Below are 22,208 nucleotides of genomic sequence, written 5' to 3' on the forward strand. Positions count from 1 at the left end.
CGTGTTTACATCACTTTGGCTTCGACTGAGTTATAGCTATTCGCCAGTAGTTTAGCCAGTCCCGGAGGCTGCGGAGCCCACAAAAAACGGGGCTCCGCAAAGACGGGCGGATCAGCGGGCGGTGATTTTCCAGGCGCGATGGATCTTGCTGTTGCGGGCAAAGTCCGGGGCCACGGTCTGGCTGCTGATTTCCTCGACGGCATAACGCGTGGTGATGTGCTCTTCCAGCTGGAACTTGCGGAAGTTGTTCGAGAAGTACAGCACGCCGCCCGGGGCCAGGCGGGCCATGGCCAGGTCGAGCAACTGCACGTGGTCACGCTGGACGTCGAACACGCCCTCCATGCGCTTGGAGTTGGAGAAGGTCGGCGGATCGATGAAGATCAGGTCGAACTCGTCGCGGTTGCCTTCGAGCCAGGCCATTACATCGCCTTGCTCCAGGCGGTTCTTGTCGGAGAAACCATTCAGCGACAGGTTGCGTCGCGCCCAGTCCAGGTAGGTTTTCGACAGGTCGACACTGGTCGTGGTGCGCGCACCGCCCTTGGCTGCGTGCACACTGGCGGTTGCGGTGTAGCAGAACAAATTGAGGAAGCGCTTGCCGGCCGCCTCTTTCTGGATCCGCAGGCGCATCGGCCGGTGGTCGAGGAACAGCCCGGTGTCGAGATAGTCGGTCAGGTTGACCAGCAGCTTCACCCCGCCTTCGTTGACCTCGAGGAACTTGCCCTGGGCGCCCTGGCGCTCGTACTGACGGGTCCCGCTCTGGCGCTCACGACGCTTGATGATCACCCGGCTCTTGTCGACGTTGAGCGCCTGGGGAATCGCCGCCAGGGCATCGAACAGGCGAGCCTGGGCCTTTTCCGGGTCGACCGACTTGGGCGCGGCATACTCCTGCACGTGAACCCAGTCGTGGTACAGGTCGATCGCCAGGGAGTACTCCGGCATGTCGGCATCATAGACCCGGTAGCAGTCCACGCCTTCACGCTTGGCCCACTTGCCCAGTTGCTTGAGGTTCTTCTGCAGGCGATTGGCGAACATCTGCCCGCCTTCGCTCAGGCGTGCCGGCTCGGTGGCCGGCGCCGCGATGCCGGCTTCGTCACCGGCTTCGGCCAGTTCACGCTCGACCTGGCGTTGCTCGGCAGTACGGCGCTCGCCGGTGACGAACTGATCCGGACGCACCTTGATCAACAGCAGCTTGCACGGCAAGGCACCGTTCCAGAACGCGTACTGCTTGTGGCTGCGGATGCCCATGCGTTTGCCCAGGTCCGGCGCCCCGGTGAACACCGCCGCCTCCCAGTTCAGGCAGGCCTGGCGCAGGCGTTCGCCGAGGTTCTGGTAGAGATAGAGCAGGCTCGCCTCGTCGCCCAGGCGCTCGCCGTACGGCGGGTTGCAGATCACCAGGCCTTTCTGGTTCTGGTCCGGGCGCGGCTCGAAGGTGCCGACTTCGCCCTGGTAGATCTTGATCCAGTTGCTCAAGCCGGCCCGCTCGACGTTATTGCGCCCCGGCTGAATCAGCCGCGGGTCGGCTTCATAACCACGAATCCACAGCGGCGGCTTGGCCAGGCCGGCTTCGGCACGGGCTTCGGCCTCGGCCTGGACCTTTTTCCACACGGCCGGGACATGCCCCAGCCAGGCATCGAAGCCCCAATGGACCCGATTGAGGTTCGGCGCGATATCGGCGGCGATCATCGCCGCTTCCACCAGGAAGGTACCCACGCCACACATCGGGTCGGCCAGCGCGCCACCTTCGGCGGCGATGCGCGGCCAACCGGCGCGAATCAGCACCGCCGCCGCGAGGTTTTCCTTGAGCGGAGCCGCGCCCTGCTGCAGGCGATAGCCGCGCTGGTGCAGGCTGTGCCCGGACAGGTCGAGAGACAGGATCGCCTCGCCCCGGTCCAGGCGCAGGTGGATGCGCAGGTCCGGGCTGACCTTGTCGATGCTCGGCCGCGCGCCGGCTGGCGTGCGCAGCTTGTCGACGATCGCATCCTTGACCTTGAGCGCACCAAAGTGGCTGTTGTCGATACCCGAGCCGTGGCCACTGAACTCCACCGCCAGGCTGCCATCGGCGAGCATGTGGTCCTGCCAGTCGACATCCAGCACGCCCTGGTACAGGTCGTCGGCATTTTTCATCGGGAAACGCTTGAGTACCAGCAGTACGCGGTTGGCCAGGCGTGACCAGAGGCACAGCCGGTAGGCCGTCTCCATGGTGGCCTGGCCGCGAATGGCCGAGGTGTGCTCGCGCGCCTCCTCAAGGCCAAGCCCGACGGCTTCCTCAAGGAGCAGGCCTTCGAGACCTTTGGGGCAAGTGAGGAAGAGTTCGTAACGATCCGACATGGGAATTCCAGGGCCTTGAGCAGTCAATGAACGGACGACGCATCGCCGTTCGGTTTCGATCGAGCACTTTTCTCGAAGAGTGCTCGTGTGGCGCACCATTACGCCATTCCACCCCGGCTGATTTCATTGTCCCACTACCTGAAAAACAGGAGGACAAATGAAATTGGACGCCGGAGCAGTTCAATCTTTCCGTAACAAAAAGTCACATCGTGACCCTTCGTCGAATAATACCTGAGCACAACGGGTCGGTATTCGCAGTGGCGAATTAAACTCATTGTTCATGCAAGGGCTGATCATAGCTGGATTTTCTGCCACAGGCCGAGCAAATGGCCAGCTGATCTTATGGCCCTAACACTCATATCGTTACGTCCTTATGACAAAACGATCATTCACACGCCTCCGCGCATTGGTTAGAAATCAACTCAGGTTGACGTCGCAATGGCGTCAACAACCCGCTCCCTGCCGAAACTCGCCGACCAACGCGTGCGGGTTGTTTCGTGCGGAGCGGAGCCCGCCACGCCGGCAGCGGGCACCAAGCAGATGCAGAGCAATGCAATCTGCGCGGCCTCGACAGAGGTCGACGGGACATATAACAGTCAACCAGTGAGGGCAACACCCTATGAGAAGACTCAAGCGTGATCCGTTGGAAAGAGCGTTTTTACGCGGATATCAATACGGCGTTAACGGCAAATCCCGCGAGCTTTGCCCCTTTACTCTACCGTCGGTACGCCAAGCCTGGATCAACGGCTGGCGCGAGGGACGTGGCGACAACTGGGACGGTATGACCGGCACCGCGGGCATCCACAGACTCAACGAACTTCACGCTGTCGGCTGATCAGGGCACATTCCGACACCACAATTCGAGCATGATGATCAAACCAAGCGCGCCCCATCCGGGCGGCGGGCTTCGGCCCAGGGGCTCCAGGTGGAGCCCTTTTTAATGCCTGCGATTCGCCGTCCGTTTCAGCGACGGTAGGCCGCAATGGCATCCACCGACTCGCGAATCAATGCCGGGCCCTTGTAGATGAAGCCCGAGTACAACTGCACCAGGCTCGCGCCGGCGGCGATCTTCTCGGCCGCGTGCTCACCCTCGGTGATCCCGCCAGCGGCGATGATCGGTAGGCGCCCCGCCAGTTCCGCCGCAAGCACCTTGACCGTGTGCGTGCTCTTCTCGCGTACCGGCGCACCGGACAGGCCACCGGCCTCGTCGCCATGGGCCAGGCCCTCGACGCCGACCCGGCTCAGGGTGGTGTTGGTGGCGATCACCGCATCCATGCCCGACTCCAGCAGCGCCTGGGCCACCAGTACGGTTTCCTCGTCGGTCATGTCCGGGGCGATCTTGATCGCCAGCGGCACGTGCTTGCCATGTTGCGCGGCCAACTCCTGTTGGCGCTTGTGCAGGGCCTCGAGCAATTGCTTGAGCGAGTCACCGAATTGCAGGCTGCGCAGGCCCGGGGTGTTCGGCGAGCTGACGTTGACCGTGACGTAGCTGGCGTGGGTGTAGACCTTGTCCAGGCAGATCAGGTAGTCGTCGACTGCGCGTTCTACCGGCGTGTCGAAGTTCTTGCCGATATTGATGCCGAGGATGCCGCTGTAGCGCGAGGCACGAACCCGGGCCAACAGGTTGTCCACGCCCAGGTTGTTGAAGCCCATGCGATTGATGATCGCCTCGGCCTCGGGCAGGCGAAAGATCCTGGGCTTCGGGTTGCCCGGCTGTGGCCGCGGGGTCACCGTGCCGATCTCGACGAAGCCGAAACCCAGCTGGGAGAAACCGTCGATGGCCGCCCCGTTCTTGTCCAGGCCCGCGGCCAGGCCCACCGGGTTGGGGAAGGTCAGTCCCATGACCGTCACCGGATTTGCAGCCGGTGCCTTGCACAGCAGGCCGTTGAGTCCCAGGCGTCCGCCCGCACCGATCAGGTCCAGGGACAAATCATGGGAAGTTTCCGGAGAAAGTTTGAACAACAGCTGGCGGGCCAGGTTATACATGGGCGGACATGACTCGGATGGCGGCGAATTGAACCGGTGATTATAGCCGGGCCGCCCCCTGACAAGCGAGGTCACCAGTCCGCGTTTTCCCAACTATCGTCAGCCAGTGGCTGGAACACCTCGTGCAAGTAGCGGTTGATGAACAGGCCGGCGCCAAACAGGCGGTTCATCGCTTCGCGCATCTCGCGCTCCTGCGCCGAGCCTGCCAGGCCCTCTTCCTTGAATCGCGCCAGGATCTGCCCGACCACCTTCAGTTGCTCATTGAGGGAGCGATAGTCCGGCTGGCCTTCCCCGTTGCTGCGGTAAGCACTGATGAACCGCAGGATCGCCGGGCTCCCCGCCCCCGCCAGCTCCAGCAGCCGCTGGTAGAACGTCTCAAAGTCCGGCCCAGGAGACGGGGCGGCGCTCAGCCGCTGCTCCAGGGGCGTGACCGAATCGCTTGCGGCGACCGGCACCCAAGAGCCACCGTCAATCCGCATCATGGCTTTGCAACGGCGCTGGCGAGCCAGCTCCGGTGAACGCCGAAACCAGCCGCGCCAGGGCCTGGCGGGCCTGCTCATCCAGTTCGCGGACACCGTCCGGCAGCCCCACCAGTTGACTCAATACCTGCGGTGCCAGTGGCTCGCGGGCCGATTCGGGCTCGAATTCGAACAGTTGCTCGCCCAGACGGACGACATGCCGCTCCTGTTCGCAGAACTCGAACTGGACCGACTCCAGCCCCAGGCCTTCCAGTTGCTCACGCAACCTCGCCACCCGCCCCCGATAACGCCGGGGCAGCAGGATCTGCAAGGCCGAACGCCCGCTCTCGGCCTGTTCTGCCAACCAATGCTCAAGCATCTCGTCGAACCAGCGAGGATCATCCAGCAGGTGCTTGAGCAATTGCCGGACCGATTCGGCCATTTGTCGATGCAACTGCCCGGCCAGGCGCTGCGTCTCGCACAGGCCGCGGGCCAGATCGACCGCGGCCTGCAAGACGCCCTCGCCATAACCTTCGGCAAAGGCTGCGGCCCGGATGGCCTCAACGTGGCCCTGCGCCTCGTCGAGCAGGTCACGGGCCCGCCGCCGGGCCTCGAGCTCCAGTGCCCGGCAGCGACGCGCCGTCGCCAGCTCCTGGCGGGTGACATGCACGCAGTCGGGGCCATCAGCGGGCAACTCGTCCAGGCTACGAAGAGTGTCGAGCATGCTGTACCGCCAGGAAGAACAACGCCGGATCGGACTGCGAGACCGGCAGGCAGGCCTGCCAGGCGACCACCGTCGCCGGGAACTGCAACACCAGTCGCTCGCGCAGTGCTGCCGGCAGCGCCAATCCCAGCAGGTAAGCCAACCCCATGCCATCCACCTGCTGCAACACGGGATATTCGGCGCTGAGCGCCAGGGGTGAACGGGGGCCGATCGCACAGCGGGCGAACTCACGCACCTGCACGGACAACGCCCCCATGCGCGCACCGCGTGCCAGGGCCGGCCACAAGCGTTGCGCCCCCATCAGCCGGGCGACCTGCGGCAACTGTCGCCAGTGGCGGATCCAGACGGCAACGAACGTATCGGGGCGTGACAAGGACATCGGCAGTTGCAGGCCTTCCAGCAGAATATGGTTGAGTACCTGTCGTGTCGGCTCGTCGGCGAACGCCCCGGACAGTTGAAGTCGGCCCGGTTCGAGATAGTCCAGCGGCTGCCAGAGAATCTGCCGCAGGCAATCGTCCAGTTCGCTCATGAACGCCCGGGCCTCATGCGTAGCTGGTAGAACCCACCGGCCCCCAGCAGGGTGAGCATGACCACCGCGGCCAGCCACCAGGCGCTGCCCTGCGGTTCGGCAGCCACCGGTGCCACATGCTGGATCGGCCCCCGACGACTGAGCACCACCGAAATGTGTTCGTACTCCAGCCCCGCGAAGCTGTTCTTCAGCAGGCGCTTGATATCGCCAACCAGCAATCCCGGCTCGACATCGCGCTCATGCACCGCCAGCGCCGACAGGTGCACGGGCGCGGCCTTGCGTCCACCCTCCCCGGCCTCAAGGTCGTAACTGACATGTACCCGCGCCGAGACCACCCCTTCGAGCAGGTTGAGTGACTGCTCCAAGCGTTGCTCCAGAGCCGAATACAGGCGTGCCTTTTCCGCCCGGGGCGAGGCGACCAGCGAGTCGGCGGGAAACAGCTCGGCCACTTCCAGGCGTGGCCTGGAGGGCAACGAGTAGAGGCTGAGCAGGTCCACCGCTGCCGGAAAATCCACCCGCGCCACCCTGACGCTGTAGCCCGCCTTGCCGTTGTCGCGCTTGTCCACCCCGATGTTGTTGCGCTGCAACACCGCCACGACCTCATTGGCCTGTTGCTGGTCAAGGCCGTCGAGCAGGTCGGGCTGGCGGCAGCCCGCCAGGATCAGGCACAGCAACACCAGCCAGGTACCTGGCTTCATGACGAACGCAGGAGGGTTTCTGCCGTGCCCACGGCCTTGCGCACCAGGACATTGAGCAAGTTGATATCGACGGTGTGCTGCGCCAGTTGCTCCTGCAGCTGCGCCAGCCGCTCCGGGTGGGTGACATCGGGGCTGGCCAGTATCTGCTGGATCCCGCCCACCCTACCGGCCGAGCCTACCGCAGCACCGGCAAAGGCCTCGACCAGGCGAGCCTCCAGGGAAACCGCCGGGCTTTCCGCGGCAATGCGCAGCTCGGCCATCGCCACCTCGTCGCGCAGGCCAACGGTCGGAATTGAATAGGACATCGTATCCCTCGCAAAGGCCGGCGCTCGACGCCAGCCGGATCGGTGACGGAAGATCAGCGTGCCGCCTGGATGGTCGACATGTCGATGTCCTTGAAGCCCTTGATCGTGTTGGTCTGGACATTGCGGAACACGGTGTAGGAAGAAAAGGCCGACTGGTAGGCCGCCAGCAGGCCAGGGTCCGACGGGTCATCCTTGAGCGCCTTCAGCGCATTGTCCAATATGTCCTTGAGCGCCTTGGCGCCGGTCTCGAAAGCCTCTGCCTGCTTGCCCAGGAAGTCATCGTGGAACTCGATCGGTCTTGGGATACTCATCCATCACCTCACTTGCTGCGTCGTTGGAAAATACCAGGACGAATGGCTCGTCTTGATGTAGCCCCCGGGCCCCGCCTGAAACGAGCGCCCCTTGAATGGGTCGTCGCGAAGCTCGATGTCGAAGCGCACGCCATGGTTGCCCCAGCGGCGCTGGAAGTCCTCGATGAAGCGCCGGGCCTCTTCACGCTCGGCATCGTGCAGGTCGCCGACGATCCGCAATAGCACGGGCTCGCCCTGCCCGACCCGCTCATACGACAGCCCCAGGCGCTCCAGGCCCTGAGCCGCCAGCATCGCGGGCAGCTGCTCATCGATGAGCGCGAAGTCCACCTGCCGCACATAAGCGGCCTCGTCGAGCAACAGTCGCCGGACCTGCTGCCTGAGCTCGGCGTCAACCAGGCCTGGCGCCCCCCGCAGCACCCGCACACGATCAGGCTGCGACAGGTCAATCCGTACCACCTGCGATGCCGGAATCCGCTCGGCCAGCAACGACTCCAGGCGCCGGCTCTCCGCCTGTACATCCAGCACCGAGCTGGCGATGCCCTGCCGCATCAGTACCTGGCGACTCCAACTCGCATCGTGATCCGAGGTCACGAACACATGGACCCGCTCGTCCCGCCCCTGCAGGACCTTGATCGCGCCGCGGGTGCCGACGAGCAGCGCGGCAATGTCCGCCCGGGCACTGTCCATCGGCAACGACGAAACCGCCGCACACACCGCCAGCAGGATGAACAGCAGGAGGCTGACGACTAGCTTCCGGAGCCGTGGGCGCAGGCCACGGGCGCTCTTCAGCGGTTCGCTCGACAACGCCACCTCGAACAGATCCGGCGCCCAGGGCTCCCCCTCGGGCCGCAGGGCGACGAGCAGTTCGCCGATCCGCTCACGGCGCTGGAACACCACGTCGCGCAGTTCGACCTGCTCGCCCAGGATGCGCAGGCGCGCGCCCTCCGGGCCGAGCAGTACCTCGAAATTGCAACTGCGCCGCTCGACGGGAACGAAGATCGCCTCATCGGGCACCGCGGCCACCAGGCCTTCGTCGTCGAGCACATCAGCGGCTCCGACGATGAATAGCGTACGGCTGTTGCAGAGCCTGAACTCGCACCCTTGCAACAGGCCACTGCCCACTCTCAGCACGCAGGGTAAAAAGGGGTTATCCGACATCTCCACCCTCTTCGATGGGAAAGCGTCGGGCAGATGCTAGCCACGTCCGGCAGGCCGATCCTGATCGCCCGCCGTCGACATCGGAATATTCCGATCAGAAACGCCCCGTTCAGGGCACCAGAACCCGATAGAAACGCCAGACCTTGCGTGCATAACGCTGCCGAGCCGCCTGGCGATCTCCGGCGCCACCGGCGTTGTAGGCACCCACCGCCGTCCAGCCATAACCGTGCCGGGCAATGAACTGCGCCAGGATCGACGCCCCGACCCACACACTCAGGCAAGGCTCCTCAAGCAATCGCTGCTCGGTAATCCCCTGCCCGGATAATCGGGGCAGATGCAGACTGTTGATTTGCATGAGACCGATGTCGCGACTGCCATCAGGGTTGTGATTCATCGCCTGCGGTCGCAGGCCGCTCTCCACATGGGCAATGGCATACAGCAGTTCCGGCTCGATGCCATGGGCGCGCCCGGCACTCTCCCAGCAGAAGGCTGGTGCCGCCCCCGCCCACATCAGCAGCCACCAGGCAAGCCACGGGTTGCTCCTGCTCATGTTCAGTCCGGCTGCCGCCCTGCCGATATCCCCGGGGGCGAGACCAGCTGCGCACAATGCGCCTGGATAACGGCATACTGGTCACCGAGCAGCGGATGCTCGTCCGCCTGAGCCTCCAGCACGTCACGCGTCATGGCCAGGGCTGCCCAGGGATCGCGGGCAAAGACGATGCGGATGCGCATCAGTTGGGCCGCGATCGCGCCGGGGTCTTGCCGCAGCGCCGCCTCCAGGCACGCCAGAGCCCGTTCATCGTGCCCCCCGGCCCAGTAATGCCAGCCCTGCAGATAGTGGATATCGGCCCGTTCACTGCCCGCCAGACAACGCTGGAACAGCACCTGGGCGGCATCGTCACAGCCTTGCAGGCTGGTGACCAGGGCGAGCCGCGCCAGCGCCTCTCGGTTGCCCGGTTCCAGCTCCAGCGCCCGGGCCAACGCATCGCGGGCATTGCCGATCGCCGACTGCTGATCGATCGCCCCCAGCAGGGACAGCGCCAGATAGGCGTCGGCCACCCCCCACCAGGGCGGCACATAGCTCGCATCCATCTGCAGGCACTGGCGAAAATACAACAAGGCCTCGCGCACGCTTTGCACGGTATGCCGCTGTAAACCGTGCATGCCCTGGAGAAAGGCCAACGCCACGGGGTAGGACGAACAACCGTCGGCGGCAGGACGCACCTGGGGCAGATGACGGGCCACCATCGACACCATCGACCCGAGCACCTCCTCGCTCGTACCCTTGACGGTCATGGGACCATACACCAGATGGTGGCCGTGGCCGCGAATCAGTTCCACTGACAGTTCCAGCTGATCGCCGCAGGCCTGAAGGCGTCCACTCAGGTAGTAATCCGGCGCCAGCCGCTCCATCAGTTGCCGGGTATCGATCGCGCCGGCTCCCGCCATCGTCAGCGCCGCGGGCAGGATCCTCAGTGTGCCGTCGAATGCCGTCTTCAGTTGGCGAATCGTCGCCTCCTGAAGGCTCGACGACAACCGCTCATCCGCCTGGCGAAACGGCATCACCGCCAGCGAAGGCCCCGTCGGGGCCTCAACGGGGGGGGACACCAGTGCAGCCACCACACCGGTAAAACGGTAGCCCTTGCCGTACACGGTCGCGATATAGCCGCGCTCGGCGCCGAGCAACTTGCGCAAGGCATAGATACAACGCGTCAACGACTCCTCCGCGGCATCACTGCCGGCCCAGACGCGATCGAGCAGATGGTCCTTGGTGACCAGTCGTCCGGCGCAGTCGAGCAGCAGGCGCAGGACCTGCAACTCCTTGGGCGGCAGGTGAACGACCTTTCCATTGCGCAACAGCACACCATCGCCTTGCAGTAGCCACTCGCCGAACGCGAACGATTGTTTCAGGAAGTTATCAGTGGCAAGGCCCATATCGTGCTTGAAACCTCTATGCAGATGGACTGACATTCAAGAACGAGCCCCAGACACTGCGGGGTTCGTCACGAGGAACCAGGCGACTATAGAAACTTGGCCGACAACAATCCGTAGGACGTTTCTCCATAAAAACAAGAAAAACACCACATGTTTTGAGGATTCAAAAAACTTCACGCAACGGCAGATAGGTAGCAGCAGAAGTATCCCTAAAGGACGTCAGCAGCTTCCGCAACTCTACTGCACTGACGGGTATTTCCTACGAGGCGGCACACGTCCGCAATGGTGCGCCAGCTGGCCACGCCGTCCTCGGGCAAGTCGATCCGGAAGGCCTCGTTGAGCAGCATCACCATTTCGATGATGCCCATCGAGTCCAGGTACAGGTCCTCGATCAGCCGTGAATCGAGCAGGACCTGGCGTCGCTCCAGCTGGAAGTGGCCAGCCAGCAGGACCATGACCTGCTGTTCGATGAAGTGCTCGCAGTGGCCTGGTTTCAGATAGCTCATCGGTTGTTTCTCCAGCACAGGACACCGCCGGCGGCGCGTCCCGCAGGTTGCATCTTCGAGAAAGGGTGAAGGGGGCTGGTGGGTCAGGTGTGGCTCATGCTCTTGAGCATGTCCGCGAACTGGTTGATATGGTTGGAGAGGACCTTGATGAAGTTGTCGTGGGTCGAGTTGGCGCCGGAGTATTTCTGCGTGTACTCCTGGAGCTTGTTCTTCAGCCGTTCACCCTGGGCATTGAAGCCGGTCTGCCAGGACTGGAAGAGCGCGCTGTCCCACGTCACCGAATCACCGGCTGGCAGGTCCCGCAGCATCTGTTTCAGCGGGCCGGTGTCGAGCATGACGGAAAAATTCCCGTCGCCATCGTCTTTCAGGATGTCCGGATTGGTAGGGTCCAGGCCCAGCGTCCTGCACCACTGCTGCGCCGCCTCCTTGTCCGTGGTGGACCTTTCCGGAGGTTTGGGAAACAACACGCCGCTTGGCTTGTCAGGATTCTGCGGGTCAAAGGGTTCGACCTTGCTGAACGCATCGATCAGCTTTTCCAGGGCAGCTTTCAATTGCTTCACATTCAGCGTGATTTCCTTGCCTTCGTTGGTCGCTTCCATCCAGTCCTTGATCTTCGAGGTGATCTCGCGGTTGAACGCATCGAAAAAGGCCGAGTACTGCTGGACGATATTCTTGTAGACCTCCAGATAGCTGCCGCCGATCAGGTTGATCAGCTCGATCAGCTTGTCGAAAAACTCCGGTGTCTGCCCCGCCTGGTCTTCGGCCTGCGTGCGGACCTCGCCTGGAAGAGCGCCGTTGACTTCATTGATGATCGACCGTTGCCCGATCACGATCTCGTCGTTGCCCTCGACGATGCCGACGGAGAGTTCATCGAGTAATTTCAGGCGCTGCTCCAGCACCTTCTGCGTGTAGTCGCGCCGCTCCCCGTGGGCCTCCAGCAGCCGCTGCAGCTGACTCTGGACGGCCTTCAGCGCGACATCCAATGGAGCCTTGGACCCACGGGGCAAGGCGACGGTTTCAGGAACCGGCTCCTCTGGCGTGGCCGGACGCCGGACCAAGTCCCAGTTCGAGGTGAGCCGGATGTTCGAGATATCCATCAGGCACGCACCAGAGCATCGATCATGCTGCTTTGCGAGTGATTGATCTGATCGAGGATCTCCATCAGCTTCTGCAACAACGCCGCATCCCTGGTATCGACCTGCCCCTGCTCTTCCGCGAGGTTTTTCTGCACATTCTGGTTACTCTGCTGGAGTACGCCCCGCTCGTTCTGGACGACCTCCTCAAGCCGGATGGACGCATTCACCACATTGCTGACGACCGAGGACATCGAGCTCATGCTGTTGCCGATCGCGGCCAACTGATCCGGCTGGCGTGAGGCCAACTGGCTCATCCACTCGGAGGTCTCCCGACGCAGCCCGGCATCACTGATCAGCGTATTCAGCGAATGGCGATAAACCTCCTGTTCTTCAGGCTTGAGGACGTTCAAATGGTCGGGATCGTAGAGATCCTTGCGCAAGTCGGCCTGCAGGCGCCCGGCCTCCAGGGCATCGCTCCTGTTGGTGGTGATATCAGCCTGTTTGGCCTGGAAGCTCTTGATCGACAGGAACAGGCCGCCCCCCGACAAGGCACCGGCGGCCATCGCCATCCCGAGGCTGGAATACAGACTGGCATTGCCACCCTCACGAATCGCCTTGCCCTGCTCCACCGCAGCATTGGCGGACATCACACTGAAGTGTCCACGCAACTGGGCATTGGCCAGCCGGGCGATATTGAAGGCGATGATCGCTGTCAGCAGCACACCGATACGCTTCTCCCAGACGCTGGGGTCGAAACCCGACAACCCAGGGGTTTCGTCGCCGGCAGGCCGGACGACCGCGTTTACCACCGCGTCCAGCTCGTGGTCGGGCAACCCGCTGATATCGGTCAGCCGTGTGAACTCCTCGTCGCCAAGCTGGCCGATCAGCCTGGCAAGACCGGCAAGGTCGAACGAGCCCAGTTCGCGCAACTTCCTGAGTTGCCGGTCATCCAGCGGACCCAGCAGCGTCGTCGATTCGACGTCGGTGAAACCCAGGACAGCCAGTGGCCCTTTCAACACCTCGACGCTGTTCGAATGCGCGGCACAGACCTGCCTGTCGAGCTGGTGCTGCAACGGGGTGCTGTCGAGCAGAGACTTCGCGGGAGATGGCGGCAGCCCTGTGGCCGACTCGGGGGAAACGCCCCCACTGGGCACGGGTTGCATCAACGATAGATGGGAAATACCGTACATGGGAACTACCTCCGTTCAAGACTGATATTGCGAGCGACCTGCAGCGCCGCACCATGATCCTGCTGCACCCTGGCCATGAAGCGCTTCATCTGCTCGTCATTGTTCTGGATCGACCTGGCGAAGGTCTCCAGCGCCTCCTCCAGGTAACCTCCCAGCGCATCGACGATGGCCATGCTGACGCGGATATCGGCCAGATGCTCGGCGCCCTGTTTCTGGTGAATGCCGTTCTTGATCTGCAATCCCGACTGGGTGGCGGTACCGGCCGTCTGGACCACCGCGAGCAGCAGTTCGAGGCGGTTTTTCAATTGACTGATCGCCACCTCGTCGGTGGATGATGCCAATAGCCCACGCAGTTGCTCCGCCAGGCTGGCCAGACTCTTGCCCACGCTGTTCAAGCCCTGCTTGAGCAACTCGGGTACCAGCCTGGAGAACGCATCGCCCAGTTTCTCGACGACCTTGTTCATCACCGAGCCAAGCACCGGTCCCGCCGCCTGGATCCCCACCACTGCGGCGGCGATGACCATGACCACGGCGGCAATGGCCCCCATGATCGCGCCAATGATTTTCGCCTTGTCCTCGGGAACCCCCATTGCCATGAGGACCTCGCTGTACATGTCCGCCATCAGCTTGACCAGTTTCTGAAAGACCTCCATCACCGGCTTGATGGCCTTTTCCATGAACGAGTTGCCAGTCGCTTCCTTGACGATCATGTCCGACAGCGAGGCCAGCACGCCGACGATGCCAATCGCTGCGGCGACCAGGGCTCCGGCGGCGGGAGCTGCCGCCCCGAGGGTGGCGACGGTACTGACCACCGCCACCACCGCGCTGATTGCCATGACCAGCCAGCCGAGGATCTTGCCGATACAACCCATGGCCTTCTGGGCCGCCTCGGCCTTGCGCACCTCTTCCTGATATTCCTCGGACTTGATCCGCATGAACTCCTGACGGGCCGCCTGCATGGTGAGGAACAGTTCCTGATCGGCCTGCAACTGCCGATCGGCCGCATCACCCAGCAGCTCGATCAGCCTCGCCATCGCCAACGCGAGAGCCCCTGCGGCGTTCAGGTGCTGTTGTTCCAGCGCATCGCCGACAGGACGACCAGCCGCCTTGTCCTGGATCTGCCGGGCCAACCCCTCGGCCCTGAGGGCAGCCAGCTTGGCACTGCCCAGCAGTTGCACATGGGTATCCGCAGCCTGCCGGAAACCTTGTTGAAGGCTATCGACAGCGGCCTTGGCCTGGTCACGCCTGGCCTTGGCCGCGGCATACTCCGGTGAGGAGGGGCTCAGGGATGCCAGATGCGACTCGGCCTTCTCAAGCTCACCATGGGCCTGGTCGAGCCGGGCCTTCAACGCCTCCAGACGCTCCTGGCTGGTGTCGACCTCCCCCTGGGCCGCCACCAGCTCGGCCAGTGCCTCGGCATAATCGGCGGACAGCCGCTGCAACGCCTGCTGGGATGCATGTGCCATGGAACGCAGCATCGACAGCCGGTTCTTCAGGCTCTCCAGGTTGCTGTTGCCCAACAGCTCGACCAGTGAAGCGATCAACCGGACGAACTCGCCCTCGGCGCTCAGATGATCTTCGCCTGCGCGGGGTGGCGGTGGTTGCAGTCGCGGCCGGATTTCGCTCCTGCTGCCACCCGCAGCCTGGTAGTCCACCGATTCCAGCCCAGCCAGCAGTTCATGGTTGAGCCGCTGGAACTCGTCGGTCCGGGCTGCCTTGCGGGCCGCCTCGGCATAGGGGCCCGCATCAGGAACAAGCCGGGGCCCCGAACCGGGGATCCCATGGATTTCTGTCATTGCTGATCCTCCGTTGCTCGACTATCGATATGACCCAAGGCATCGAGGTAGACCTGGGCCTGCCGACGCAAGTCGTCGTGGGTGACCCGTTCCACCACATACTCGAAACACAGCTTGGCCTTGCCGCCCTGCCCGAGGGCAAGCTGGCACTGGCCGGTGTAGAACATCGGGCGGTAGTCGTCCCGACCCTGGGCAAAGGCCACCGCATACAGCTCGATCGCCTTCTGGTGGTTGTTGCGCAACTGGTGTACCGCCGCCAGCCCCATCCAGTACTGGCTGTTGTAGAAGTCGTAGATGCACAGGAAGTGGAAGAACTTCTCCGCATCGTCCAGTCGCCCCTGTTCGTAGAACTCGTAGGCATAGGCATAAAGACTGTCCATCTGCTCATCGCTGATCCCGCGCACATCCTTGAGCGGCATGCCTTCCAGGACGGCCTGCACCGCCTCGAAAGCCATCTGTTCGTCCTCTTGCCTGTCTTTGCGACTCATCGACCACACTCCTGAAGATGGCGCCTGCCTGATTGACGCCTGCATTGAGCCAAAATCCCCGCCGCCCCACCGCCAAAATGCGCTCATGCGAACCTGCTGCCGGACAGGATCCGATCAAGCCTGCTCGACCTGTTCGAGCCAGATCAGCAGGCGCAGGACTTCCTCGATTTCCTGCAGCTTGATGAAGCTGTAGCGCTGGTGGGTACGGTAGATCCGCCGGGCCAGGCGGATATCGCTGACCACCGGGACCCCGACCTCCCGGGCGTAGGCGCGTACCGCCAGGGCCCGCTGGTTGGTCTCGATCACGCTGACCAGGGGGATGAAGCTGATATCCGGCCGGAAGTAGATACCGATGGCGATGTGGGTCGGGTTGGCGACGATGAGCCGCGAACCGCGGATGTCCGAGCGGACCTGTTCGGAAAGCAGTTCAAGGTGCAGGTCGCGGCGCTTTTGCTTGATCTGCGGGTCGCCTTCCTGCTCCTTGTGTTCGCGCTTGACCGAGTGCAGGTCCATCTTCAGGTCCTTGATGTGCAGCCAGTATTCGCACAAGGCATCGAGCAGCACGATCAGCAGCGCACAGGCCATGAACCTCAGCAGCAGGCTCAGCAGCATCCGCCCCCAGGCCGGGAACAGATCGGCCGGCTGGGCGAACAGCTGGGCGAACAGCAACTGCCGCTCCGCCTGCCAGACCGCCCACAGGGCCACGCCGAAGCTGCCCAGGTAGAGCAAGGCCTTGACGGTGTCCTTGAGCGTGCGCAGGCTGAACAGCTTCTTGAATCCGTTGATCGGGTTGAGCGCCCCGAGGTTCGGCTTCAACGCCTCGAAAGCCAGGACGAAGCCACTCTGCAGCAGTGCCGGCAGTGCACTGCTCAACACGCACACCAGGGACAGCGGCAGGATGCACAGCAACCCCAGCTCAAGCAGTTGCGCGGTGTAGCCCCGGGTATCGTCGGCCAGGCCGGAGGCGATGATCCGCCGGTAGACCTCCATGACCTCCAGCAGCGAGACACCGAACACCAGGAACAGGATCGCGCACAGCATCATGCAGCTGACGACCAGGTCCTTGGCCTTGAAGGTCTGGCCCTTGCGCGCCGAGTCCCGCAGGCGCTTGATCGTGGGTTTTTCGGTCTTCGAGGCGCTCTCGGACATGTCACTGCGGCCTCGGGACGGCCAGGTGCGTCTCCAGCCCGTCCAAGGACCGCCCCATGCGCAACACCTCATCCGGCAGATGGCTGCCGAAGTACAACAGCAACACCGCCAGCGCCACCAGGCTCTTGATCGTCAACGAGACGGAAAAGGCATTCATCTGCGGTGCATAGCGCGACAGCAGCCCCAGCAGCACCTCGCTGATCAGCAGGGCCGCGACCACCGGGGCACTGATGACCAGGATCTTGCCGAGCAGGCCATCGAGCAGCGTCACCAAGTGCGACAGGCTCAGCGGGCAGTCCGCCACCGGCGCGCACAGCTGGTAGCTGCGGGCCACGGTCTCGACCATCAGTTGCAGGCCACCGCCTTCGAGGTAGATCACCACGGCAAACAGCTGGAGGAAGTTCGACAGTTCCGAGGTGTCCACCCCGTTGGCCGGGTCAACCGTACTGCTGAGCATCGCCCCGCGCTGGTTGTCGATCAGGTTGCCCATGCCATGCAGCACCCAGAACGGCCAGCACAACAGGCAGCCGAGCAGAATGCCGATGCCGGCCTCACCGATCAGCAGGCCCACGAACGCCAGGCTGTCCAGCGCGGGCAAGGCGATACCCGCATTCGGCCAGAACCCCAGCGCGACCAGCACCAGCACCGCCTGTCGCGAAGCTCCGGTCAGCACTGCGCCGTTGAGAAACGGCAGCATGAAAAAGATCGGGGCCAGTCTGGCCGAGGCCAGCAGCGCGGCCGCCAGCCAGGCCTGCAGGTCGAAGAACAGCGCCACCGACACGAAGCGCTCAACCCAGCGCCAGGCGCATGATTTCCCAACTGAACGCCAGCAGCGTCTCGCCATACCAGCCCGCCAGCAGGAACAGGCAGGCCGAGACCGCCAGCAGCTTGAGGGCGAACGGCAGGGTCTGCTCCTGCAGTTGGGTGACGGTCTGGATCAGGCCGACCACCAGGCCGACCACGGTAGCGACGATGATCGGCCAGGCAACCAGCAGCAGGATCAGGTACAGGGTCTTGTTGCCGGCATAGACCAGGTCGCTCATTCGCCCGCGCTCACACCCGCAACGCCAGGTACTGCCCGACCAGCCCGGTGGACAACAGGGCCCAACCGTCGAGTGCAACGAACAGCACCAGCTTGATCGGTACCGAGATGATCATCGGGCTCATCATCATCATGCCCAGCGCCAGCAGGATGCTGGAGATCACCAGATCGACGATGACGAAAGGCAGGTAGAGATAGAAGCCGATCTTGAACGCGCTCTTGATTTCACTCAGCGCATAGGCTGGCAGCAGGGCGAACAGCGAAGGCTCGAGGTCCTCATCGCGCAGCGACACGGTATCCGTCTCTCCCGCCTGCTGGGCCCGCTCGAAGAAAAATGCCAGCTGCGGATCGGTGTAGCGGCGCAGATAGTCCTTGTAGCTGCCCAGGCCGTTTTCGCTGAACTCGACCAGCGCCTCGACACTGTCGAAACGCACCTGCTGGTCGCGATAATAGTCATACCCCTGCTGCACCACCGGGCTCATGACGAACAGCGCCAACAGCAGCGCGATCGCATTGAGACTGATGTTCGACGGTACCTGCTGCAAGCCCAGGGCATTGCGCACGATCACGAAGACGATGGAGAACTTCAGATAGCAGGTCCCCGCCGCCACCAGGAATGGCAACAGCGAGGCGAATGCCAGCAGCGCGATCAGCGACACGTCATTATTCATCGGCGTGCTCCCGGCGAATCTGCTGCAACTCCACGCCCAGGCTCTCGCCCAACTGCACCAGTTCACCGCGGGCAAGCATCCGGCCATTGGCACGAACCTCGATATGGCCCAGCACCGAAGGCGCGAGCGCCAGCACCTGACCCTCGATCAGCGCCGCCAGTTCGGCCAGGCTGATGCACTGCTCGTGGAGCACGAACTCCAGGCGCACGGGTATGCCACCCAGTGCGTCAGAGAGCTCGGTGGGTGGTGTCTGGGGGGACAGGGTCATCTGCAGGCCTCGTTCGATAAGAGTGAATTCGCCAACCGGCTGGCCCGCGAGCTGCCAGTGCCAGGTCAACCGGCTGATTCGCAGGAGATCGCCGCTGGCGAGCGTCGGCAGCACGGCAGGTGCCAGTTGGCTGTAGCCGAGTGTTGCCCGCAGGCAATGTGGCAGGTCTCGCAACCACGGGCTGTACGCCATCGGTCGCGGCTGGCGCGACGGCTCGGGCAAACGCGACAGCCACAGGAAACCCCAGGCGGTCGCCACACGGGGTAGGGAGCGTTCCAGCCCTTGCGCGGTGCTCACCTCGACCGTCGAGAGCCGCTCGTATGCCAGTTCGTCCAGGCCGCTCTCCAACGGACACGCCAAGGCCTGGAACAGCTCGACGATCCGCTCGAGGCTGCACGGAACCTTCAACAACACCGGCAGTGCTGGCAGCAGGCCGGCGAGCCATTCGCGGGCCTCGACCAGCCCCTGCCAGCCACCACCAGGGCCCTCAACGCAGAACGCCAGGTAGTCGGTACCAAACGCCGGCCTGTGCAGATCGGCCTGATGGCCCGCCTGCCGCCAACGCTGCACTGTCTGCCGATACGCTTGTTGCAACGGATCGACCTGGCGCAACCTCGGCAACACGCTCGTCATGTCGAGCGCCCGCTGTCACTGGCGAGCATTTCGTCCAGCCGCCAGTGCGGCTGCCGAGCCTGGTCGAGGTGCCCCTTGAGCTGCTCGAACACCTGCCGGTCGGTCGCGCGGATCAACAGCCCGGCGGCCCCGGGGCCCTCCCGGCTGATCAGTACCTGCCCACGGGCGCGGTCGTTGTTGAACGGCACCTGGAGGAGATCGCCACTCGCCGCGGGCTCCTCGTCCGGCTCCGAGGGTTCCGGGGTCGCCTCCTCGTGCGGCTCGGGCATCGCCGCCGATTCCTCGGCCATGCCGCTGAAAAATGGCGGGGCCAACGCAGCCGCTGCCTCCAGCCTGGCCTGCACAAAGTCCAGGGTGAACTCGCCGGCCCCCCGCAAGACAGACACCTCTGGCACAGTCTCGGCCGATCCCCGGCCTTCCTCGACGACACTGGGCGCAGGCTCTTCAACAGCGGCCTGCGCCTGCATGCCCAGCCCGTCACGAAACACCGCCTCGACCCCGAGCGTGCCCCTCCCGGCAGCGGGCAGCCCCTCCCCTCCCGGCATGGCACCTTCAGGCAGCAACAGGGCCTCTGCCGCTCCCGGTGCCTGCGCGATCGCACCAAGCACCGCTGACCGACCTGCCGCGGCCATCGGTGACGCCAGTGGACGACGCTCTCCCCGCAGTGATGGCTCAAGTACCGCCAGCAACAGCGCCACACCATCAGGCAGCGACCCCTCCTCGGGAATATGCGTATTCGGCTCACCCTGCCGCCACCCTTCGATCTCTTCACCCGGAAGGATCTCGACGACGGGCAAAACCGGCGAAATGCTGTTCATCGTGTCACTCCCATGCGTTCATCGACTTCGCCTTCATCACGGCGCAAACGCTGCAATCGCAGCTCGCGACCCAGACGTTGGCGCACGGCGGTGTACTTCGACTGCTTGCGCTGCAGTCGCTCCAACTCCTGCTGTCGTTGCCGTACCTGCTGGTCCAGCTCTGCACGCTGCTCCGTCAGGGGCTGGCGCTCCAGCGCCATCTGCTGGATCTGCCGGCGAATCACCGCCTGGCGTCGCAGCATCCCCAGCAACTGCCCGTGATCGAACACCCGGTCCTCGGCACGGTGGCTGTCGAGCAGGGCCCGCAACGACGCCTCCTGCTCATCCAGCGCCGACAACTCATGCAGCAACTGCACCCGACGCTGACGCAGGCACAGCAACGTCGTCTCCACTCTGCGCAGACGCCAGTTGCCGAAACGCAGCAGGCGCTCGATATCAGCCAAGGAGTTCATGCAGGCTCCGAAGGGTTTCGTCCGGCTGGCTCGGCTCATCGACGGCCTGGCGCAACCAGGCGTGCAGCTCATCCCGGCAGGCCATGGCCTGGTCATTGGCCGCGTCGACTCCGGGGCTGTACTCACCGAGGTCGAGAAACACCTGCAACGCTTCCAGCCGCGCCAGCACCTCGCGAGTGGCGATTGCCAGCTGTCGGGTCCGCTCATCGGTCACCTGCCGTGCCACCCGGCTGGCACTGCGCAACACGTCGATCGCCGGGAAATGGCCCTTGGCGGCCAGGCTGCGGCTCAGGTAGATATGCCCGTCGAGAATCGAACGGATCTCCTCGGCGATGGGGTCCGGCTCGTCGTCGCTTTCCAGCAGCACTGTGTAGTACGCGGTGATGCTGCCTTGCACCGTATGCCCGGGCCGCTCGAGCAGGCGTGGCAAGGCATCGAACACCGAGGCCGGATAACCGCGTCGCGCCGGCAGCTCGCCGGCGGCCAGGGCCAGGTCACGCCGGGCGCGGGCGTAACGGGTCAGCGAGTCGAGCAGCAGCACCACGCAATGCCCCTGGTCGCGAAAGTACTCGGCGACCGCGGTCGCCTGCAGGGCCGCGTTGCAGCGGTCCACCGAGGACAGGTCGGAGGTGGCGTAGACCACCACGCAGCGTGCCCGCTTGTGACTGTGGCGCAGGTGCTCGATGAACTCGGTGACCTCGCGCCCACGTTCGCCAATCAGGCCGATGACGAATACATCGGCCTCGGCATGGCTGATCAGCATGTTGATCAGAGAGGTCTTGCCGGAACCCGCCGCGGCGAAGATACCCATGCGCTGGCCGACCCCACAGGTCAGCAGGCCATCGATCGCACGGATACCGGTGATCAGCGGTTCGCTCACCGGGCGTCGTTGCCGGTAGCCCGGCGGGTCGGCATCCACCGGGTAATCCACGCCGGCGAATCCGGCCGCCGGGGCCAGGCGCTCGACGATGGTACCGCGGGCGTCGAGTACGCTGCCAAGCATGGCGGCGCTGCAATACAGGCGCAGCGTCGATCCGGTCGGCACGATCATCGACTCACGGGACAATCCGCGCGCCTCACCGAGCAGGCTGAGCACCACCACCTCGGGCTTGAAGCCGATCACCTGGGCCCGGGCCAGCAGTTCGGTCGAGGCCCAGTGCCGGCGGACCTCGCAGACCTCGCCGATGGAAACCCCGCGCAGCGCCGCCTCGACCAGCGGCCCGTTCAAGCGCCGTGGATGCGCCCCACGGCGCTCGAGTCGAAGTGCGCTCATTGGCGAATGAGGCGGCATAGTTCCTCGGTGTCCTGCATGAACCCATCGATCGCCTCGGCAAAGGACTGGTCGCTGGCCAACGCCACCTCAGCGAGCATCAAGCGCACCTCGAACTGGCCCTCGGCCTCGAACAACTGCAATTGACCGGTACGGGCGTCGGCATTGCCCTTGAGCAGGTAACGCAGCAACGCTTCGGCACTGTAGGCCAGGACGGCAGGGGTCATCTGCTTCAGCTCGCTCCACAGCCAGACGTCGCCCTCGATGACGTCGACGCGGATGTTGGGCTGCTCCTTCATCTCCAGTTCGATCGTGCTGTGGCCGTCGAAGTGGCCCAGTTGCGCGTCGGTGCAACCGCTGTACAACAACGCACCACGCAGGCGCTCGGCGATGTCCATATTCGACATGGGTACTTTT

The 22,208-nt window shown here is 63.9% G+C and carries 26 protein-coding genes; 1 reads left to right on the forward strand and 25 read right to left on the reverse strand.

Translation table 11 applies throughout. The features are described from left to right. Positions 1-111: 111 nt before the first annotated feature. Positions 112-2,328, reverse strand: a complete 2,217-nt coding sequence (rlmKL, locus tag HU752_RS24705; RefSeq protein WP_186682460.1) for a bifunctional 23S rRNA (guanine(2069)-N(7))-methyltransferase RlmK/23S rRNA (guanine(2445)-N(2))-methyltransferase RlmL — start codon at positions 2,326-2,328, stop codon at positions 112-114. A 619-nt stretch (positions 2,329-2,947) separates the two neighbouring features. Here rlmKL and rmf point away from each other — a divergent pair. Next, the gene (gene rmf / locus HU752_RS24710; protein ID WP_010448881.1) at positions 2,948-3,163 is read left to right on the forward strand and encodes a ribosome modulation factor; all 216 of its coding nucleotides are present in this window, start codon (positions 2,948-2,950) and stop codon (positions 3,161-3,163) included. A gap of 128 nt (positions 3,164-3,291) precedes the next feature. On the opposite strand, the gene HU752_RS24715 is transcribed toward rmf, so the two are convergent. The 24 genes from HU752_RS24715 to HU752_RS24830 form a co-directional block, all read right to left on the reverse strand. Continuing rightward, positions 3,292-4,314, reverse strand: coding sequence for a quinone-dependent dihydroorotate dehydrogenase (locus HU752_RS24715; protein ID WP_186682458.1), 1,023 nt, complete (start codon positions 4,312-4,314; stop codon positions 3,292-3,294). Between the two features lie 71 nt (positions 4,315-4,385). Next, the gene (locus HU752_RS24720; protein WP_225920068.1) at positions 4,386-4,769 is read right to left on the reverse strand and encodes a hypothetical protein; all 384 of its coding nucleotides are present in this window, start codon (positions 4,767-4,769) and stop codon (positions 4,386-4,388) included. Positions 4,770-4,782: 13 nt separating this feature from the next. After that, positions 4,783-5,496 carry an invasion protein OrgB gene (locus tag HU752_RS24725; protein WP_186682456.1) on the reverse strand — a complete coding sequence of 238 codons (714 nt, stop codon included), beginning with the start codon at positions 5,494-5,496 and terminating at the stop codon, positions 4,783-4,785. Further along, entirely contained in the window at positions 5,477-6,025 is a 549-nt protein-coding gene (locus HU752_RS24730) for an OrgA/MxiK family T3SS sorting platform protein (RefSeq protein WP_186682454.1), read from the reverse strand. Before HU752_RS24730 ends, HU752_RS24725 begins: the two co-directional genes overlap by 20 nt. Beyond that, the gene (locus HU752_RS24735; protein ID WP_186682452.1) at positions 6,022-6,723 is read right to left on the reverse strand and encodes an EscJ/YscJ/HrcJ family type III secretion inner membrane ring protein; all 702 of its coding nucleotides are present in this window, start codon (positions 6,721-6,723) and stop codon (positions 6,022-6,024) included. The genes HU752_RS24730 and HU752_RS24735 overlap by 4 nt, the downstream gene beginning before the upstream one ends. Beyond that, positions 6,720-7,028, reverse strand: a complete 309-nt coding sequence (sctI, locus tag HU752_RS24740) for a type III secretion system inner rod subunit SctI (protein ID WP_186682450.1) — start codon at positions 7,026-7,028, stop codon at positions 6,720-6,722. The genes HU752_RS24735 and sctI overlap by 4 nt, the downstream gene beginning before the upstream one ends. 53 nt (positions 7,029-7,081) lie before the next feature. Then, complete coding sequence (gene sctF, locus HU752_RS24745; RefSeq protein WP_186682448.1) at positions 7,082-7,339, reverse strand: type III secretion system needle filament subunit SctF; 258 nt, start codon at positions 7,337-7,339, stop codon at positions 7,082-7,084. A gap of 3 nt (positions 7,340-7,342) precedes the next feature. After that, entirely contained in the window at positions 7,343-8,497 is a 1,155-nt protein-coding gene (locus HU752_RS24750) for a PrgH/EprH family type III secretion apparatus protein (RefSeq protein ID WP_189656614.1), read from the reverse strand. Between the two features lie 109 nt (positions 8,498-8,606). Beyond that, positions 8,607-9,047 (reverse strand): transglycosylase SLT domain-containing protein, encoded by a 441-nt coding sequence (locus HU752_RS24755; RefSeq protein WP_186682446.1) that lies wholly within the window; start codon positions 9,045-9,047, stop codon positions 8,607-8,609. Positions 9,048-9,049: 2 nt separating this feature from the next. After that, complete coding sequence (locus tag HU752_RS24760) at positions 9,050-10,432, reverse strand: winged helix-turn-helix domain-containing protein (protein ID WP_186682443.1); 1,383 nt, start codon at positions 10,430-10,432, stop codon at positions 9,050-9,052. A 209-nt stretch (positions 10,433-10,641) separates the two neighbouring features. Beyond that, positions 10,642-10,938, reverse strand: coding sequence for an acyl carrier protein (locus HU752_RS24765; RefSeq protein WP_186682441.1), 297 nt, complete (start codon positions 10,936-10,938; stop codon positions 10,642-10,644). Positions 10,939-11,021: 83 nt separating this feature from the next. Beyond that, a complete protein-coding gene (locus HU752_RS24770) occupies positions 11,022-12,035 on the reverse strand; it encodes an IpaD/SipD/SspD family type III secretion system needle tip protein (protein WP_186682439.1) in 1,014 nt (337 codons plus the stop codon). Further along, positions 12,035-13,204 carry an IpaC/SipC family type III secretion system effector gene (locus HU752_RS24775; protein WP_186682437.1) on the reverse strand — a complete coding sequence of 390 codons (1,170 nt, stop codon included), beginning with the start codon at positions 13,202-13,204 and terminating at the stop codon, positions 12,035-12,037. The genes HU752_RS24770 and HU752_RS24775 overlap by 1 nt, the downstream gene beginning before the upstream one ends. 5 nt (positions 13,205-13,209) lie before the next feature. Continuing rightward, complete coding sequence (gene sctE / locus HU752_RS24780; protein WP_186682435.1) at positions 13,210-15,000, reverse strand: type III secretion system translocon subunit SseC family protein; 1,791 nt, start codon at positions 14,998-15,000, stop codon at positions 13,210-13,212. Further along, positions 14,997-15,488: a type III secretion system translocator chaperone SicA gene (gene sicA / locus HU752_RS24785; RefSeq protein WP_186682433.1), complete on the reverse strand. Its 492-nt coding sequence runs from the start codon at positions 15,486-15,488 to the stop codon at positions 14,997-14,999. The genes sctE and sicA overlap by 4 nt, the downstream gene beginning before the upstream one ends. Before the next feature lie 114 nt (positions 15,489-15,602). Next, the gene (locus HU752_RS24790) at positions 15,603-16,637 is read right to left on the reverse strand and encodes an EscU/YscU/HrcU family type III secretion system export apparatus switch protein (RefSeq protein ID WP_186682431.1); all 1,035 of its coding nucleotides are present in this window, start codon (positions 16,635-16,637) and stop codon (positions 15,603-15,605) included. Between the two features lies 1 nt (position 16,638). Continuing rightward, positions 16,639-17,418, reverse strand: coding sequence for a type III secretion system export apparatus subunit SctT (gene sctT / locus HU752_RS24795; RefSeq protein WP_186682429.1), 780 nt, complete (start codon positions 17,416-17,418; stop codon positions 16,639-16,641). Positions 17,419-17,425: 7 nt separating this feature from the next. Beyond that, positions 17,426-17,680, reverse strand: coding sequence for an EscS/YscS/HrcS family type III secretion system export apparatus protein (locus tag HU752_RS24800; protein WP_186682427.1), 255 nt, complete (start codon positions 17,678-17,680; stop codon positions 17,426-17,428). 10 nt (positions 17,681-17,690) lie between these two features. Further along, entirely contained in the window at positions 17,691-18,350 is a 660-nt protein-coding gene (locus HU752_RS24805) for an EscR/YscR/HrcR family type III secretion system export apparatus protein (protein ID WP_186682425.1), read from the reverse strand. Further along, positions 18,343-19,251 (reverse strand): FliM/FliN family flagellar motor switch protein, encoded by a 909-nt coding sequence (locus tag HU752_RS24810; RefSeq protein WP_186682423.1) that lies wholly within the window; start codon positions 19,249-19,251, stop codon positions 18,343-18,345. The genes HU752_RS24805 and HU752_RS24810 overlap by 8 nt, the downstream gene beginning before the upstream one ends. Next, the gene (locus HU752_RS24815) at positions 19,248-20,069 is read right to left on the reverse strand and encodes a hypothetical protein (protein ID WP_186682421.1); all 822 of its coding nucleotides are present in this window, start codon (positions 20,067-20,069) and stop codon (positions 19,248-19,250) included. The genes HU752_RS24810 and HU752_RS24815 overlap by 4 nt, the downstream gene beginning before the upstream one ends. Continuing rightward, positions 20,066-20,521, reverse strand: a complete 456-nt coding sequence (locus tag HU752_RS24820; protein ID WP_186682419.1) for a SpaM family type III secretion system protein — start codon at positions 20,519-20,521, stop codon at positions 20,066-20,068. The genes HU752_RS24815 and HU752_RS24820 overlap by 4 nt, the downstream gene beginning before the upstream one ends. Then, positions 20,505-21,794: a type III secretion system ATPase SctN gene (sctN, locus tag HU752_RS24825; RefSeq protein WP_186682417.1), complete on the reverse strand. Its 1,290-nt coding sequence runs from the start codon at positions 21,792-21,794 to the stop codon at positions 20,505-20,507. Before sctN ends, HU752_RS24820 begins: the two co-directional genes overlap by 17 nt. Then, positions 21,791-22,198, reverse strand: a complete 408-nt coding sequence (locus HU752_RS24830; protein ID WP_186682415.1) for an InvB/SpaK family type III secretion system chaperone — start codon at positions 22,196-22,198, stop codon at positions 21,791-21,793. The genes sctN and HU752_RS24830 overlap by 4 nt, the downstream gene beginning before the upstream one ends. Positions 22,199-22,208: the final 10 nt, after the last annotated feature.

It is taken from the genome of Pseudomonas vanderleydeniana, assembly GCF_014268755.2.
GTDB lineage: Bacteria > Pseudomonadota > Gammaproteobacteria > Pseudomonadales > Pseudomonadaceae > Aquipseudomonas > Aquipseudomonas vanderleydeniana.

What these genes read in the sequence shown, in the direction of transcription:
- HU752_RS24750 (WP_189656614.1), bottom strand. Translation starts at nt 8,497, where the DNA reads ATGTCGGATAACCCCTTTTTACCCTGCGTGCTGAGAGTGGGCAGTGGC.
- HU752_RS24820 (WP_186682419.1), bottom strand. Translation starts at nt 20,521, where the DNA reads ATGAACTCCTTGGCTGATATCGAGCGCCTGCTGCGTTTCGGCAACTGG.
- rmf (WP_010448881.1), top strand. Translation starts at nt 2,948, where the DNA reads ATGAGAAGACTCAAGCGTGATCCGTTGGAAAGAGCGTTTTTACGCGGA.
- sctN (WP_186682417.1), bottom strand. Translation starts at nt 21,794, where the DNA reads ATGAGCGCACTTCGACTCGAGCGCCGTGGGGCGCATCCACGGCGCTTG.
- rlmKL (WP_186682460.1), bottom strand. Translation starts at nt 2,328, where the DNA reads ATGTCGGATCGTTACGAACTCTTCCTCACTTGCCCCAAAGGTCTCGAA.
- HU752_RS24735 (WP_186682452.1), bottom strand. Translation starts at nt 6,723, where the DNA reads ATGAAGCCAGGTACCTGGCTGGTGTTGCTGTGCCTGATCCTGGCGGGC.
- HU752_RS24725 (WP_186682456.1), bottom strand. Translation starts at nt 5,496, where the DNA reads ATGCTCGACACTCTTCGTAGCCTGGACGAGTTGCCCGCTGATGGCCCC.
- HU752_RS24775 (WP_186682437.1), bottom strand. Translation starts at nt 13,204, where the DNA reads ATGTACGGTATTTCCCATCTATCGTTGATGCAACCCGTGCCCAGTGGG.
- HU752_RS24810 (WP_186682423.1), bottom strand. Translation starts at nt 19,251, where the DNA reads ATGACGAGCGTGTTGCCGAGGTTGCGCCAGGTCGATCCGTTGCAACAA.
- HU752_RS24830 (WP_186682415.1), bottom strand. Translation starts at nt 22,198, where the DNA reads ATGTCGAATATGGACATCGCCGAGCGCCTGCGTGGTGCGTTGTTGTAC.
- sctE (WP_186682435.1), bottom strand. Translation starts at nt 15,000, where the DNA reads ATGACAGAAATCCATGGGATCCCCGGTTCGGGGCCCCGGCTTGTTCCT.
- HU752_RS24760 (WP_186682443.1), bottom strand. Translation starts at nt 10,432, where the DNA reads ATGGGCCTTGCCACTGATAACTTCCTGAAACAATCGTTCGCGTTCGGC.
- HU752_RS24800 (WP_186682427.1), bottom strand. Translation starts at nt 17,680, where the DNA reads ATGAGCGACCTGGTCTATGCCGGCAACAAGACCCTGTACCTGATCCTG.
- HU752_RS24715 (WP_186682458.1), bottom strand. Translation starts at nt 4,314, where the DNA reads ATGTATAACCTGGCCCGCCAGCTGTTGTTCAAACTTTCTCCGGAAACT.
- HU752_RS24805 (WP_186682425.1), bottom strand. Translation starts at nt 18,350, where the DNA reads ATGAATAATGACGTGTCGCTGATCGCGCTGCTGGCATTCGCCTCGCTG.
- HU752_RS24815 (WP_186682421.1), bottom strand. Translation starts at nt 20,069, where the DNA reads ATGAACAGCATTTCGCCGGTTTTGCCCGTCGTCGAGATCCTTCCGGGT.
- sctI (WP_186682450.1), bottom strand. Translation starts at nt 7,028, where the DNA reads ATGTCCTATTCAATTCCGACCGTTGGCCTGCGCGACGAGGTGGCGATG.
- HU752_RS24770 (WP_186682439.1), bottom strand. Translation starts at nt 12,035, where the DNA reads ATGGATATCTCGAACATCCGGCTCACCTCGAACTGGGACTTGGTCCGG.
- HU752_RS24790 (WP_186682431.1), bottom strand. Translation starts at nt 16,637, where the DNA reads ATGTCCGAGAGCGCCTCGAAGACCGAAAAACCCACGATCAAGCGCCTG.
- HU752_RS24755 (WP_186682446.1), bottom strand. Translation starts at nt 9,047, where the DNA reads ATGAGCAGGAGCAACCCGTGGCTTGCCTGGTGGCTGCTGATGTGGGCG.
- HU752_RS24730 (WP_186682454.1), bottom strand. Translation starts at nt 6,025, where the DNA reads ATGAGCGAACTGGACGATTGCCTGCGGCAGATTCTCTGGCAGCCGCTG.
- sctF (WP_186682448.1), bottom strand. Translation starts at nt 7,339, where the DNA reads ATGAGTATCCCAAGACCGATCGAGTTCCACGATGACTTCCTGGGCAAG.
- sicA (WP_186682433.1), bottom strand. Translation starts at nt 15,488, where the DNA reads ATGAGTCGCAAAGACAGGCAAGAGGACGAACAGATGGCTTTCGAGGCG.
- HU752_RS24765 (WP_186682441.1), bottom strand. Translation starts at nt 10,938, where the DNA reads ATGAGCTATCTGAAACCAGGCCACTGCGAGCACTTCATCGAACAGCAG.